The 14,371-nt window shown below is 40.3% G+C and carries 14 protein-coding genes; 6 read left to right on the forward strand and 8 right to left on the reverse strand.

Features of this window, described 5'->3' with window-relative positions; all coding sequences use genetic code 11:
* Positions 1-42: 42 nt before the first annotated feature.
* Together ACEO2X_RS07580 and ACEO2X_RS07585 are read right to left on the reverse strand one after the other, a co-directional pair.
* A complete protein-coding gene (locus ACEO2X_RS07580) occupies positions 43-1,359 on the reverse strand; it encodes a hypothetical protein (RefSeq protein ID WP_004970719.1) in 1,317 nt (438 codons plus the stop codon).
* 63 nt (positions 1,360-1,422) lie between these two features.
* Positions 1,423-1,941 (reverse strand): hypothetical protein, encoded by a 519-nt coding sequence (locus tag ACEO2X_RS07585; RefSeq protein WP_004970721.1) that lies wholly within the window; start codon positions 1,939-1,941, stop codon positions 1,423-1,425.
* Between the two features lie 254 nt (positions 1,942-2,195).
* On the opposite strand from ACEO2X_RS07585, the gene mrdA reads away from it, so the two are divergent.
* From mrdA to ykgO, 3 genes are all read left to right on the forward strand, one after another.
* On the forward strand, positions 2,196-4,286 hold the full coding sequence (gene mrdA, locus ACEO2X_RS07590) for a penicillin-binding protein 2 (RefSeq protein ID WP_096901482.1): 2,091 nt from the start codon (positions 2,196-2,198) through the stop codon (positions 4,284-4,286).
* Positions 4,287-4,289: 3 nt separating this feature from the next.
* Positions 4,290-4,847 carry a 16S rRNA (guanine(966)-N(2))-methyltransferase RsmD gene (gene rsmD, locus ACEO2X_RS07595; RefSeq protein WP_004970724.1) on the forward strand — a complete coding sequence of 186 codons (558 nt, stop codon included), beginning with the start codon at positions 4,290-4,292 and terminating at the stop codon, positions 4,845-4,847.
* 105 nt (positions 4,848-4,952) lie between these two features.
* Positions 4,953-5,075, forward strand: a complete 123-nt coding sequence (gene ykgO, locus ACEO2X_RS07600; protein ID WP_026438469.1) for a type B 50S ribosomal protein L36 — start codon at positions 4,953-4,955, stop codon at positions 5,073-5,075.
* A gap of 47 nt (positions 5,076-5,122) precedes the next feature.
* On the opposite strand, the gene ACEO2X_RS07605 is transcribed toward ykgO, so the two are convergent.
* A complete protein-coding gene (locus ACEO2X_RS07605; protein WP_104852321.1) occupies positions 5,123-5,749 on the reverse strand; it encodes a 1-acyl-sn-glycerol-3-phosphate acyltransferase in 627 nt (208 codons plus the stop codon).
* A 356-nt stretch (positions 5,750-6,105) separates the two neighbouring features.
* Here ACEO2X_RS07605 and ACEO2X_RS07610 point away from each other — a divergent pair, with 356 nt between their 5' ends.
* The gene (locus tag ACEO2X_RS07610) at positions 6,106-6,936 is read left to right on the forward strand and encodes a copper resistance protein NlpE N-terminal domain-containing protein (RefSeq protein WP_096901480.1); all 831 of its coding nucleotides are present in this window, start codon (positions 6,106-6,108) and stop codon (positions 6,934-6,936) included.
* A 127-nt stretch (positions 6,937-7,063) separates the two neighbouring features.
* Here ACEO2X_RS07610 and ACEO2X_RS07615 read toward each other — a convergent pair whose 3' ends face one another.
* Positions 7,064-8,665 carry an isocitrate lyase gene (locus ACEO2X_RS07615; RefSeq protein WP_004977281.1) on the reverse strand — a complete coding sequence of 534 codons (1,602 nt, stop codon included), beginning with the start codon at positions 8,663-8,665 and terminating at the stop codon, positions 7,064-7,066.
* 645 nt (positions 8,666-9,310) lie between these two features.
* Between ACEO2X_RS07615 and ACEO2X_RS07620 the strand changes: the two genes are divergently transcribed.
* Both ACEO2X_RS07620 and ACEO2X_RS07625 read left to right on the forward strand, forming a co-directional pair.
* Positions 9,311-10,300, forward strand: a complete 990-nt coding sequence (locus tag ACEO2X_RS07620) for a LysR family transcriptional regulator (protein WP_004977282.1) — start codon at positions 9,311-9,313, stop codon at positions 10,298-10,300.
* A gap of 137 nt (positions 10,301-10,437) precedes the next feature.
* Complete coding sequence (locus ACEO2X_RS07625; RefSeq protein WP_180051653.1) at positions 10,438-11,766, forward strand: hemolysin family protein; 1,329 nt, start codon at positions 10,438-10,440, stop codon at positions 11,764-11,766.
* Positions 11,767-11,898: 132 nt separating this feature from the next.
* On the opposite strand, the gene ACEO2X_RS07630 is transcribed toward ACEO2X_RS07625, so the two are convergent.
* The 4 genes from ACEO2X_RS07630 to ACEO2X_RS07645 form a co-directional block, all read right to left on the reverse strand.
* A complete protein-coding gene (locus ACEO2X_RS07630; protein WP_004977287.1) occupies positions 11,899-12,405 on the reverse strand; it encodes a hypothetical protein in 507 nt (168 codons plus the stop codon).
* Positions 12,406-12,718: 313 nt separating this feature from the next.
* Positions 12,719-12,898 carry a hypothetical protein gene (locus tag ACEO2X_RS07635; protein ID WP_096901477.1) on the reverse strand — a complete coding sequence of 60 codons (180 nt, stop codon included), beginning with the start codon at positions 12,896-12,898 and terminating at the stop codon, positions 12,719-12,721.
* A gap of 304 nt (positions 12,899-13,202) precedes the next feature.
* Positions 13,203-14,195, reverse strand: coding sequence for an NAD(P)H-quinone oxidoreductase (locus ACEO2X_RS07640; RefSeq protein WP_178318175.1), 993 nt, complete (start codon positions 14,193-14,195; stop codon positions 13,203-13,205).
* A gap of 66 nt (positions 14,196-14,261) precedes the next feature.
* The coding region (locus ACEO2X_RS07645; protein ID WP_179990606.1) for a transposase at positions 14,262-14,371 on the reverse strand (110 nt) is incomplete at its 5' end.

The following is a 14,371-nucleotide window of genomic DNA, read 5'->3' on the forward strand; positions in this document are numbered from 1 at the left end:
TTGCATATCAGAGCCATCGCCCTTTACGCAGCCAGCATCCTCTTATAAGAAAGCGACAAACAAATGTATTAAACCAGCAATAAAACCAGTTACACCACCCAAGACAATTAAAATCCACTCATCTTCCTGAAAGGCAGGACGCAAGAGATTCTGGAATTCTTTTGGCGTCAGTTCACGAATACGATCTCTGAACATTTGATAAATTTTCTGTGCACGGCTCGCATTAAAGGCAGGGTCGCATACAGGCACCATCGTAATTTCAATCGAACGATCAATCAAGTCAGTCTTGAGTTTGGCATACTCTTTTGGCCCCAAAGACAACTGTAAAGAGGTACGAACCAATGGTGTTTCCATAATTTCGTTGATGTGGCGTTTGACAATACGGCGGGTTTTGTCTTTTTTACTGCCATACATCATTTCAGTCATAATCGATTTTAACGTAATCAGATCTTCTGTGACTACCGTTGCAAACACATCCGAGACTTCTTCTTGGCGTTTCATGAACGCACCCTGAATATTATAAGTCCCAATGCGTGGAATCACTGGCTTAATCCATGGAAATTGACGATTTTCAGTCAATTTAAAGAACTGCGGATATTTCACGTAATGTGGTTCGACTGGGTTAAATACCATCCAAATCGCAATCCAGTTGGTCAAGAAGCCCCAAATTGCCGCCCAAAATGGAACCGTCCAGTGCCATGGTACAAGAAACCAAACAATCATTTGGAAAATACCAAAGAACATCCCAATCAATGCACTGATATGCCAAATAAAGTTAATTTCTTTTTGACCGACTTTTAGGAACATACGCACCATTAAGCGGCGATCACCTTCCATTTGGCTGACCACCATTTCACGCATATCCACCAAGGATTCAACATTCAAGGTCAGTTCAGTCACCAATTCACGCAGCACACCTGGCAATTGTTTATGCGCCTGTGCGTAAATACGGCGTTTAATCGAATACGGTAGGTTTTCCCAAAGCACAGCATTGCGGTCTAACATGACCTCATCAATTAAGTGCTCAAGTTCAAAACCCACTTGCTCACCAATAATACGCGCCATATCTTCAGGGTCCATAGCATTGAGAAACTCACGCAATGAACCTAATTTTGACAATGTGTTATCGGTAATGATGCCTGAAATACGCCCTGCTTTACGCGGTACAATCCCCTGCCATCCCACAGGAATAGGCCCAAGGTGAAAGCCCCAAAAGCTAATTGGATAGAACACCATTTTTAGTGCCATCCACACGTGCGCCCAAGTCACAAAAGCAGTCACAGGAATAATACTGAGCACGGCCCAAAAATCTGGACGATTCAAAAAAGTTTGCCACAACTGATTGACGTACTCAAGCATGCATTTTTTCCATATTTAGTTCTAATTACAAGATTCTAAAGTAGTTAAAAGTCACTATTCTGACTACAAACCCATACTGAGCGTATAGGAAAATTGTAGTCTAGGCTCAGTTTCCGCAATCACTCGCCCTTGTCGATCTTCCAATTTTTCACCTGCGCCAATGCCAACACTAAAGCTACTGATGCGTTCAGGGCTCAGTAATACATAAGCCAGATCAATGCCTGCACCTAAACGCGCTTTTTCTTCACCATCCACCCATTTAGATTCTAGGTGTCCTGCGTAAGCGCCAATATAATAACCATTTTTGTCTTTACCTGTGAGGTGGTATGGGTAACGAAAACCTGTTTGCCCACCGACTTCATGGTCACCATTTAAAAAAGCCCCCGCTTTTAGATAGGCAATGCCATAAGGATTGACCCATTCACCATTCAAATGCAGTAATTTTTGGGTAATACCCGCCCCTACATTCCAGGTTTTTGCGCTATCTGCGCTAATTTTTGCTTCAGGTAAAAAAGTAGTGTTCCCAGCAAAGCTAAAACTTGAAAAGGCAAGTAATGCCACGAAAGAATAGACTTTTGTCATTATTGTCACCAGTGTCCATTTGTTTTAATTTTAAAAACAGTCCTGTTTTCGTGTTTTGACTCTAGCAGAATTGTCAGGATTCTTATATACAGCAAATTACAATTTTGATGTCGCTAAAGTCAAAAATTAAGATTGCGCCCATCTTCTAGGTTAAATCGGGCAATTCAGTCAAACATGGTTACTCAAAATTGCCAATAGATGCGTTAGAATAGTCCAAATTCGTTCTCCCTCATTTTTGTTAAGCCAATTTTTGTATGAAACAACACTATCCGTTAAAAAATGCTCAGCAAGAGAAGCGTATTTTTCGCAATCGCATCTTTTTTTCGGTGGGTGTTGTGGTTTTTTTCTTGCTGCTGTTGGTGGCTCGTTATGCCTTTTTACAAATTAGCGGCTACGATGAATTTGCGACTGCATCAGATAAAAACCGAATTCGGCTACAACCACTCGCACCTGCACGTGGTTATATTTATGACCGCAATGGTGTGTTATTGGCAGATAACTACCCTGTGTTCTCAGCCACTTTAAGCCGTGCAGATGTTGAAGATATTGACGATACCATTGCGCGACTGACACCTGTTTTACAACTGACAGAAGAAGATATCGATCGCTTTAAAAGTCGGATTAAAACTTCACGTAAAACTGAACGTGTATCGATCAAGCTGAATTTAAATGAATCGGATATTGCCCGTTTTAGTGAAGTTAAATTTCAATTCCCTGGGGTCAATATTGAAACCCAGATGACACGTTACTATCCGCATGGTGACTTATTTGCGCACGTGATTGGTTATGTCGGGCGCATTAACGACAAAGAACTGAAAGAAATTGACAAAGATGCTTATGCAGGCACCAACTTGATTGGCAAAATTGGGGTGGAGAAATCGTATGAGCACTTGCTACATGGCGTACCCGGCAACGAATCTGTAGAAGCCGATGCACATGGTAATGTGCTGCGCAATTTAGGACGTAAAGACCCTGTACGTGGCAATGATTTGTTTTTGTCATTGGATTATGGCTTGCAAGTGGTCGCCTCTGAACAACTGGCAGAACGCCGTGGTGCAATTGTGGCACTTGACCCACGTACAGGTGAAATTTTAGCTTTAGTCTCCAGTCCGAGTTTTAACCCTAACTTATTTGTCACAGGTATTAGCCATACCGACTACTCTGCCTTACGCGATAATTTAGATCAACCACTCTATAACCGTGCAGTACAAGGTGTTTATCCACCGGGTTCTACCATTAAGCCGATGTTTGGTTTAGGCGGTATTCATTATGGCTATGTCGACTGGAAAACCGCCATTCAGGATTATGGTTATTTCACTTTACCAGGCGACAGCCACCGTTTCCGTGACCATAAAAAAACTGGGCATGGCATTGTCGATATGCACAAAGCTCAAGTCGTGTCGTGTGATACCTACTTCTATGTATTGTCGTATCGCATGGGCATTGAAAAAATGAACGACTGGATGCGTCAATTTGGCTTTAGTGAAAAAACTGGGGTCGATTTACCAAGTGAAAGCACAGGACTCTACCCAAACCCGGACTGGAAAATGCGTACGCGCAAAGCCAAATGGATGAAAGGTGAAACAATTTCCGTCAGTATTGGTCAGGGTGCATTTACCTCGACACCATTGCAATTAGCAATGGCCACCGCCATCACCGCCAACAAAGGATTTAAAGTCACACCGCACGTGTTACGTGAAAGTCGTGGCGCGAAACCATTTAAAGTTCACAATGGTACCAACGGAAAAATTGACTTTAACGGCACAGAAGAAGACTGGATTAAAATGCGTGATGCCATGGTTGATGTGATTCAATCAGGTACAGGTAAAGGGATTAAAGGCGGCTTGCAATATTCAGTTGCAGGTAAAACAGGTACAGCACAGGTTAAAAGTATTGCGCAAGGTAAACGCTATAACGAAGCCTTATTGACCGACCGTCAGCTTGACCACGGTTTATTTGTTGGCTTCGCTCCTGCCGAAAACCCTGAAATCGCAATTGCCATCATTCTAGAAAATGGTCGCGGTGGTTCTGCAGCAACGGCTTTGGCGCGTCCAATTTTAGACTATTGGTTACTGAATAAAAATAAAAAGCCAATTCGTCCATCTGCCGCACAAGTGAGTGGTGGCTTAATGACTGCAGGTTTAAAACCAAGTGAATTGCCAAGTGGTGAAGTCCCTTCATCTACTGCACCAAATACGAATAACGTGAATAATCCGAATACAGCAACCAATCACCCTGCGCTCAACCCAAATCCTTCGCAAACTACTCCGAGTTCAGCTCCAACCAATCCACCTGCAACTGCGCCAACAGCAGTTGTACCCACTAACCCAATTGAGAGCGACTAAGCCATGAAAAATCAACTACGCATTATTGGTGGAGAATGGAAACGTCGTCAGTTGGCTTTTGCTTCAATTGAGGGATTACGCCCTACGCCCGACCGAGTGCGCGAAACCTTATTCAACTGGTTAATGTGGGATGTGCAAAACGCCAAAGTGTTAGACCTCTGTTCAGGTTCGGGCGCTTTAGCTTTTGAAGCCCTGTCTCGCGGTGCGGCACACGTGGTCATGATTGAGCCAAACCGTACACAAGCACAGTTTTTACAGCAAAATTTAGAATTATTACGCGTCAATAAAAGCAAAGCACAATTAAAAGTTTCTACCGCACAACATGCTTTGGCGACACTAAAAGATCAGTTTGATTTGGTATTTTTAGACCCGCCTTATAGTTTAGATTTATGGGAAGAATTGGCAGGGTTGGCTGATCCACTCATTGCGGCACAAGGTCTGATTTATGTTGAAGCAGATCGTGATTTAAACCTGTTAAAATTACCGCAGACTTGGCAAAAAGTTAAAGAGAGCAAAGCGGGAACTGTACGTGCGGGCTTATACCAAAAGATTGTTGTTTAAATTTTCTCCTTAAAAGATACGCGGTAATTTTATGACTATCGACACTTTTCAAGAGTCATCTATTAATGTAATATTATAACATTACATATTGTAGTGTTTATCTTCATGAAAGTTCGTTCATCTTTAAAAAGTGCAAAATCGCGTGCCGATTGTCAAATTGTGAAACGTCGTGGCAAATTATTTGTGATTTGCAAATCCAATCCACGTTTTAAAGCAAGACAGGGATAATCCCCTGTCTTTTAGTTTTGATAGATTATTACACTGAAATAGTGTGCTTATTCTGAATAGTAACGTGTATCGACACTAAAACTTTCAGGAAATTTTGCTTGAACCTGCGCATAAAATGCCATGATTTCAGCCATATCTTTTTCAAAATCACCGGTTGGATGCACAATTTTTCCCACACCCGTTTTCTTTTTTGCGTAATCCATATACGCCAAAGCAATTGGCACACCTGCATTTAACGCAACATGATAAAAACCTGTTTTCCATTGTTCTTGACGCGCACGTGTGGCTTCAGGCGTCACCAACATCACCAATTTAGGATGGTTTTTAAATAAGTCCGTCATGAGCTGAACCATACTAGGTCGTGCTTCGCCTGGTGCTTTCGGACGACGGTCTATACCAATGCCTCCCATCGCACGGACAAATGGCCCAAACGGCAATTTCATATAGCTGTCTTTAATGGTCAAGCGAACATTAACGCCCAAAGCTTTAAGCCCTAAGCGTGCATATAAGGCATCCCAATTACTGGTATGCGGTGCAGCAATCATCACATATTGGTCTAATTCCAACGGACAATGATTGTCGATTTCCCAACCCATTAAATTTAAGCTTCGCTCAGCTAACTTTTCAAACACAACCGCATACCCCAAATAAAGTGTGCGAATTTTAGCAAGCATCGACAAATACAAAAGTCTAAAACGACGAATAAATAAACAAATACTTTATAAATGTATAAAAATTTCCTGCACTCATCTTATTTTTGTCATTCCATGCAAAATCATACTGTTTTTGCGCTTATTCATTGCTAGATTCAAGCAAGTTTAAAATGGTAAATATATAAATTTACGCACAGTTTGCTGAGTTTTTTACGGTCTAATCCGATGTAATCCTTGAAGTGAAACTTAAAACTTTAAAACATCTGGCTTGTTATGATTTGCTACAAATCTTCATTAAAAATAAGGCAAATTGGCTTTTCAGATACAAGGTGAAAGTTTAAGGTGGCAGCAAGACAAGTTTGAAGTTCAGAACATTTATGCTGAATCGTTATCCGATTGCACTCAGTACACTTAGCTTATTTTTAGTAGCTTGCGGATCAACTGATCCAAGCAGGGAATATCAATCCGCTTTGCCTTCTGAGCCACAAATTACGCCCAAAACTGAAGTTCAAAATTCAGCAACTTCATGGACAGGACAAGCTACAGGTAACTTTAGAGCCTTATTGCCTTGTGACAACTGTGAACAGCATGTGATTCATTTACGCCTGAATGATGATCAAACCTTTCAACTCAGCGACATTAAACGCTCGAAACAGCGCCAGCGCGAAAACCAAGTGGCGGGAACGATTCAAGCTGCTCAGGGCAACAATCAGCAAGACAAACAGAACCAACACCCATCGCAAAACACGGCAAATGAATGGTTGCTCAATACAGAAAATGGGCAAGCCTATGCACGTATTCAACTCACAGCGCACGGTCTTAAATTCAGTTTATACAATCAGAAAAAGACACAAAATCAGCAGAAAAATGAAACTCAGGTTTTCTTACATCCTGTAGAAAATATGCAAGTCAGTAATGCCCTGAAGCATGTCGATATTCAGGCTGAACACGTACAAAATGTTGAGGTCAAAGAATTAAACGACCCTGTGATGGCACACGATTATTTTCTGGCAATTCACAATCAATCTGATCAAGCATTACAATTACATGCCAATGACTTGGTTTTGGTCGATCAGCAATATCAAGAATATGCAGCCGTAGTCGATCCGCATTTTTTAGAACCAATTCCTGCACAACAAAAACAATGGATTAAGGTGTCTTTCCATTACCCTGCTTCTGTAGAGGCAGATGTGATCAAAATTAAATAGGTTACAGCTGCTGCATTTCATCAATGAAGGAACATCAATTTAAGGATGTTTCAAAGTTCTTTGACTATTTTAAATAGCCATAAAAAAACCCTGCATCAGCAGGGTTTTCTTTTAAACCATCAAGCGATTACGCGTTGAATTGGTTCATTGTGTTTTTAGCTTCGTCCGCTGCTTTAAGCGCGTTGTCACCAGAGAAAATTTCTTTGTGATCGTCACCGATGTCAGAACCAGCCATTGCTTGGTGTTTAACACAAGCGATACCACCGCGGATTTCTTTACGTTGTACGCCAGCAACATAAGCCAACATACCTTCAGAACCGAAGTAACCTTGAGCAAGCTCGTGAGTAGAAAGAGCAGCTGTGTGGTAAGTAGGCAGAGTGATCAAGTGGTGGAACACGCCTGCTTCACGAGAAGCGTCTGCTTGGAATGTACGTACTTTTTCGTCAGCTTCAGCAGCCAATTCAGAATCGTCGTACTCAGCGCTCATTAATTTAGCGCGGTCGTATGCAGATACGTCTTTACCTTCAGCAACCCAACGGTCGTACGCTTGTTGACGGAAGTTCAGTGTCCAGTTGAATGATGGAGAGTTGTTGTAAACAAGTTTCGCATTTGGCACAACTTCACGTACACGGTTAACCATGTGAGCGATTTCTTCTACGTTTGGAGTCGCAGTTTCGATCCAAAGAAGGTCAGCACCGTTTTGTAAGCTAGTTACACAGTCAAGTACAACGCGGTCAATTTGAGTGCCTTCACGGAACTGGTACAAGCCAGAAGCTAAACGCTTAGGACGGTGTAATTTACCATCACGCTTGATTAGGATTTCGTCTTCTTTCGCTTCAGAGATGTCAATTTCTTGAGTGTCTAAGTAGCTGATGTATTGAGAAGCGATGTCGCCTGGCTCTTTAACTACTGGGATTTTTTGAGTTAAGTCAGCGCCTTCAGAGTCAGTACGTGCAACGATGATACCGTCGTCAAGACCCATTTCTAAGAACGCATAACGTAACGCGTGGATTTTAGCGATGAAGTCTTCGTGTGGAACAGTTACTTTACCAGCTTGGTGACCACATTGTTTCGCGTCAGAAACTTGGTTTTCGATTTGAAGTGCACATGCACCCGCTTCGATCATTTTCTTAGCTAATAAGTAAGTTGCTTCTTCGTTACCGAAACCAGCGTCGATGTCCGCAATGATTGGCACAACGTGAGTTTCAAAGTTGTCGATTTGAGCAGTGATTTCAGCAGCTTTAGCAGTATCACCAGCGTCTTGTGCTTTTTTAAGTGCGCGGAACAAATCGTTTAATTCTTTTGCGTCAGCTTGACGTAAGAATGTGTAGATTTCTTCGATCAATGCAGGAACAGAAGTTTTTTCGTGCATAGATTGGTCAGGAAGTGGACCGAATTCTGAACGAAGTGCAGCAACCATCCAACCAGAAAGGTAGATATAACGGCGTTCAGTAGTACCGAAGTATTTTTTGTTCGCAATCATTTTTTGTTGCGCAACAAAACCGTGCCAGCAACCTAAAGATTGAGTGTATTTGCTTGAATCAGCATCATAAGCAGCCATATCACGACGCATAATCGCAGCTGTATATTTAGCAATATCTAAACCAGTTTTGAAACGGTTTTGCATTTGCATACGCGCAGCATCTTCAGGACTGATGTCTGCCCAAGTGTTGCCGAATTTTGCTTTTAATTCGCGGATTGCATCAATCGCTGTTTGGTATGTAGTCATGATATTGTACCCTGTAATATTATTTAGGATTTATCAATCGAAGGCTAAATCGCGCTTATGCTTGATTGCTCAGATTTAGAGCACTTCGTTACGATGAATACAGAGTAGAGTGACTGAATGAATTAATCCAATATTCTCGTGTAATTCTCGGTATTTTTTAAAAAAATGTATAGATCAAAGTCTTAATTCACAAAAACAATAAAAACACAACATATTGATTTTAAAAACCTTATTTAGAAAATCAATCAAATATCTTTGCTTACAAATTCATCTCTGTGCCGATATTTTCTGCATTAGACTTAAGTCTTGCATTTCATAAAAAATGCTTGCATTGGCGATTTCTGCCATTTTTTAGCAAAATTTTGCTGCTTTTCAGCGCAATGTAAGTGCATAAGTTTCATACAAAATAGAATCTGCTATCAGTTCTGCCAATGCTTTTAAGTGTTTTTGCATTTAAGATTAAAAAGTATAGATGCAGTACTAGGCAACCTACATTTCTTTAGGAAATAATGATGGGGCTGGCTGTTTTTATTCAGATTTTTTGCTGTTTATCTCGTCGATTTTTTCATCATAATTTATACACAAGCCTTACGGCTTATGGCATAATCCCAATAATTTAGTGATTTTATTTTCGGTATTTATTTTATGAATCTGGAGCGGGTTGATCTTAATCTATTAATTTATCTTGACGTCTTACTTCGTGAAAAAAATGTAACCCGTGCTGCAGAACAATTGGGCGTTACCCAACCTGCGATGAGTAACATTTTACGTCGTTTGCGCAATTTATTTAATGATCCCCTGCTGATTCGTTCTTCTGAAGGCATGACGCCAACTGAACGTGCCTTAGAATTACAACCGCGTATCCGCGATGCCTTATCTGACCTTTCTATGATTTTGGAGCCGCGTACTGAGTTCCGCCCTTATACTTCAAATCGTGTATTTCGGATTATGACCTCCGATTACGCAGAAGCCACATTAGTCCCACGCTTGGTTAAAGCTTTACGCTCTGAAGCACCTAATGTGGTATTAGACTTTTTAACCCCGAGTGATGTGTCTTATCGCGACATGGAACAAGGTAAAGTCGATTTGGCGATTAACCGTTTTAATGAAATTCCACAAAGTTTCCATCAGGTTTTAGTTTGGCGTGATAGTTTTTCTTGCCTGCTCAATCACAAACACCCTGCTGCCAATAACCTGAATTTAAAAAGCTACTTAGATGCACAACATATTTGGGTTTCTAAAACAGGTATGGGCGTTGGTTTTGGTGTGAATCCAGAGAAACAAGCGGGACTGGGTTGGATTGATCAAGCTTTAGAGCGTATTGGACAAAAACGTAAAATTTCGGTGTTTACCCGTCATTATCAAATGCCTGCACTACTCGCGTCTAATGTAGATTTAGTCGCAACCTTACCTACACGTATTGCGCGCTTACAAGCCAAAAGCCAAAGTTTACTGATTAAAGACCCACCATTTTATATTCCAGAATTTGAATTAAAGATGGCATGGTGTCCGTTGTTACATCATCACCCTGCACACCGTTGGTTACGCCAATTGATTTTATATGTAGCGCGCCAAATGATTGAAGAAGAAAACCGTGAGTTTTTACTGAATAACTCTCAATTTTCAGCCTATTAATTAAAAATTCACTGAACTTATTGGCACAAACGCTTATACTCAGATGAGGAATATTTCGATATTCCTCATTGTTTAATCATGATTTAATAAAGATTCAAATTGTTATATTTAAAATAATATAATCCACAGGTGGATTCGTGAGCCTCTTCCAGAATATTGTTATTATCCTCATCCTCATTGTCGGAGCTGGTTTTTTATCGCTGACTGAAATTGCGTTGGCTGGTGCACGTAAAGTTAAACTGAAAATTTTAGCCGAATCAGGCGATGAACGTGCTCAAAAAGTTTTAGACCTACAAGAAAACTCAGCTGACTTTTTTGCTGCCTCCCAAATTGGCTTAAATGCAGTTGCCATTTTAGGTGGTATTTTAGGTGAAGGCGCATTCCGTCCTTATTTTTACAACTTAGTTGTGCGCTTCTATCAAGGACCATGGGCTGAAACGCTTAGTTTTGCCTTGTCATTTACCTTAGTGACTTCGCTGTTTATTTTATTTGCCGACCTAATGCCTAAGCGTTTGGCAATGATCGCCCCTGAAAAAATTGCGGTATCGGTGATTAATCCGATTCAAATTTTTATTCGGATATGCAAGCCTTTGGCATGGATGATTAATGCGATTGCCAACGTGCTGTTCCGTTTATTCAAAGTAAACACCACGCGCGAAGACAATATTACCTTTGATGATATTTCTGCAGTCATGGATGCAGGCGCTCAAGCAGGTGTTTTACAAAAGCAGGAACATCACTTTATCGAAAACGTGTTTGAACTCGAAGAACGTAACGTACCTTCGAGTATGACCACACGTGAAAATGTGGTGTTTTTTACCCTAAAGGAATCTGAAGCCAGTATTCGTCAAAAACTTGCAGAATATCCTTATTCCAAATTTTTGGTCTGTAGCGAAAATATTGATGATGTGATTGGTTATGTTGATGCCAAAGATATTTTGGTCAGAATCCTCAATAATCAATCTTTACTACAACTAAATGAAAGCACCATCCGTAATGTATTAACCATTCCAGATACACTCACGCTGTCTGAAGTCTTAGACCGTTTCCGCTCGACCAAAGAAAAATTTGCCGTAGTCATTAATGAATATGCGTTGGTTGTGGGCGTAATTACCCTGTCTGATATTATGATTACTGTGATGGGCGATTGGGTAACACCTATTGAAGAAGATCAGCAAATCATTAAACGTGATAACAATTCTTGGCTGATTGATGGCAGTACACCAATTGAAGACATTAAACACGCGCTGCAAATTGATGAAATGCCAGATGATGAAAATTATGAAACCATTGCAGGTTTTATGATGTATAAGCTACGTAAAATCCCGCGTCCTGCCGACTCTGTACTTTTTGATGGTTATAAATTTGAAGTGGTCGACGTCGATCATTTTAAAATTGACCAACTTTTAGTGACACGAATTGTAGAAACGCAGGAAATACAAAACAACAATGAAGCAGATGGATAGTGAGATTCCTTGTATTCGTTCAGCCTGATTGCATCTACATTTTCTCGCATTCACAAAAAAGCACCACATCAAAATGAAGTGGTGCTTTTTTAAATCTGAACTGATACTTCTGAAATTCAGCTGAATATCTATTTAATATTTGCTGATCAATTCATCCAATACCGCTTGATAGTGAATCGCAATATCTTCAGCTAGAATTTTATAGACATTGTCGAATTGCACCATCGGCCAGCCCTCTTTCCAGAAAGGAAAAATGTTGTGCAAATCATGCGTCACCACAGCATCTTCACGCACAATCGCTTGTGCAACCTGAGCCAATACTTGTGCAGTTTCTGTGCCATCAATGGCTAAATAATCAATGCCACGTGCTTTTAAAATACGTACACGGTCTTTTTTATAACGGATTTTTTTCATTTGCGCTTCGTTTAACTGCAAAGCCAAACTTACTGCTTCTACAAATTTGCTTTCGAATGACTGATTAAGTGCCACCAACGCTGCTTTATGCGCTTCCTGACGACCTGCTTTCCCACCATTACGGATAATTTCTTTTGCCTCTGTGTCTAGCTCATCACTTTTCATAGACTGCAAAATGTCGAGTATTTCGATATCACTTAATGATTCAGGAGATTGGTCAATCATGTACTGCCCTTGGACAAAAATAGCAAAACGCTATTTTCGCACAATTTAGCTAAAAGCTCGACACATTCCGAAGCAATTGTTCACACAAGGCAGTGCTGCACCTATTACAGTGCAGCAGTTTAAAATTGATCTTTCAGCTTTGATCATCCTTGTTTATTTTAAATTTCTTATTGTTCCCTTAGTTTTTCTCCTGAATTTTACCGTCTATTTAAAACCCGTTATTTCAAATGAATAATCCAATAAATAACAGGTTTAACTTTTCAACTCACTTGTACTTTTTAGTAAAAAATAATTAACAGGTTGCTCTTTACACTTAATACAAGTTTTCGCGTTTATCATGATCGAGGCGGTCAATATAGCGTTCTAAATGTAGCATCGCATGATACATTTTATTTAAGTTCCGAACATTGATTTGCTGACGAACAATATTTTTGTGTAACCGTTTTAATGCACGTAGACTGTGTTTTGGCGTATATGCAGATAAAATTTTCATAAGCCTGCTCTCTCTATCAAATTATTTTACATGAACCGTTTTGTTATCTTGAGAATGAATTCAATGAATATAAAGATAAGCTCTATTATTGACAGGGTGTGTCCTACACCTCCTTAATATTTGACTATTTGGAAAAATTTTATTGTGTTAAATTGTAGTTTAAAGGAATATTTATGTAATTATGATTAAAATAATTGCTAAAAAAGATTCAAAAAATCTTTGTTAAAATCTTCTATAAAAATATGCATAAAAAAACTGACACTCGGTCAGTTTTTTATGCGGGCTGATATAAAATTTTGAGTTTTTAAATCACTTCGACCACTACTTTGCCCACATGCTCACCTGTATCCATTTCGGCATGTGCTTGTTGAATTTGATCAAACTGGAAAGTTTTATAAATCATTGGCAAACATTCGCCTTTTGCTAACAATGGCCAAACAATCTCTTGCAAGCCTTTGGTAATTTCAGCTTTTTCTGCAGTATTGCGGGCGCGCATAGTCGAACCAGTAATGGTAAGACGCTTCATCATAATTTGACCAAGTTTCACTTCTTTGGCTTTTGCACCACCCAAGAATGCGATATACACCAAGCGACCATCACGACGTAATAAATTTAAATTACGTTCCAAATACGGCGCACCAACAATATCTAAAATGACATCAACCCCAGCATTGTCTGTCACTTCGTTAATCACTTGTTCAAAATCTTGTGTCTTGTAATTAATTGCTGTGGTGAGGTGTGAAATTGCCTGTACTTTTTCATCTGAACCTACAGTTGCAAAGGTTTTTAAACCTAAGGCTTTGCACAACATTAAAGCAGTTGTACCAATACCACTGGTTCCGCCATGAATTAGTGCCGTTTCACCTGCTTTGGCTTTGCCCATTTGGAATACATTGGCCCACACAGTAAAAAACGTTTCAGGTATCGCAGCGGCTTGTACAAAACTGACACCTGTTGGAATTGTCAAAGTCTGGCTTTCTGGTACAACACAATATTCTGCATAACCACCACCATTGGTTAAGCCACACACTGCATCACCAACTTTAAATTGGCTAACATCTGCACCCACAGCAACTACTTCACCTGCTACTTCTAAACCTGGCACTGGCGTCACGCCTTTAGGCATAGGATACAGACCCTGACGCTGTAAAATATCAGGACGATTCAAACCAAAAGCATGTACTTTGACCAAAACCTCATTGGCTTGTGGCTCAGGTATTGCAACCGTTTCATAGGCTAATTTTTCTGGGCCACCTGGTTCTGTAATAATAATCTGCTGCATTGTGTTTTGTGTCATGGCAAATCCCTGATTGTTTGATGCTGATATGAATTCTGACTATTTGAACTTGACATCCTCCCCGACCTAAAGGACGGAGATTCCTACTGCTAGACGCTCATGCCCGAGCGCAAGAATATTCAGTGCGGAATTTACATCCCGATCATGGAGCGTACCGCACTCCACACACTGCCATT

The sequence above is a fragment of the Acinetobacter sp. AL9 genome, assembly GCF_041464035.1.
In the GTDB taxonomy this organism is placed as follows: Bacteria; Pseudomonadota; Gammaproteobacteria; order Pseudomonadales; family Moraxellaceae; genus Acinetobacter; species Acinetobacter towneri.

What these genes read in the sequence shown, in the direction of transcription:
- ACEO2X_RS07580 (WP_004970719.1), bottom strand. Translation starts at nt 1,359, where the DNA reads ATGCTTGAGTACGTCAATCAGTTGTGGCAAACTTTTTTGAATCGTCCA.
- ACEO2X_RS07585 (WP_004970721.1), bottom strand. Translation starts at nt 1,941, where the DNA reads ATGACAAAAGTCTATTCTTTCGTGGCATTACTTGCCTTTTCAAGTTTT.
- mrdA (WP_096901482.1), top strand. Translation starts at nt 2,196, where the DNA reads ATGAAACAACACTATCCGTTAAAAAATGCTCAGCAAGAGAAGCGTATT.
- rsmD (WP_004970724.1), top strand. Translation starts at nt 4,290, where the DNA reads ATGAAAAATCAACTACGCATTATTGGTGGAGAATGGAAACGTCGTCAG.
- ykgO (WP_026438469.1), top strand. Translation starts at nt 4,953, where the DNA reads ATGAAAGTTCGTTCATCTTTAAAAAGTGCAAAATCGCGTGCCGATTGT.
- ACEO2X_RS07605 (WP_104852321.1), bottom strand. Translation starts at nt 5,749, where the DNA reads ATGCTTGCTAAAATTCGCACACTTTATTTGGGGTATGCGGTTGTGTTT.
- ACEO2X_RS07610 (WP_096901480.1), top strand. Translation starts at nt 6,106, where the DNA reads ATGCTGAATCGTTATCCGATTGCACTCAGTACACTTAGCTTATTTTTA.
- ACEO2X_RS07615 (WP_004977281.1), bottom strand. Translation starts at nt 8,665, where the DNA reads ATGACTACATACCAAACAGCGATTGATGCAATCCGCGAATTAAAAGCA.
- ACEO2X_RS07620 (WP_004977282.1), top strand. Translation starts at nt 9,311, where the DNA reads ATGAATCTGGAGCGGGTTGATCTTAATCTATTAATTTATCTTGACGTC.
- ACEO2X_RS07630 (WP_004977287.1), bottom strand. Translation starts at nt 12,405, where the DNA reads ATGATTGACCAATCTCCTGAATCATTAAGTGATATCGAAATACTCGAC.
- ACEO2X_RS07635 (WP_096901477.1), bottom strand. Translation starts at nt 12,898, where the DNA reads ATGAAAATTTTATCTGCATATACGCCAAAACACAGTCTACGTGCATTA.
- ACEO2X_RS07640 (WP_178318175.1), bottom strand. Translation starts at nt 14,195, where the DNA reads ATGACACAAAACACAATGCAGCAGATTATTATTACAGAACCAGGTGGC.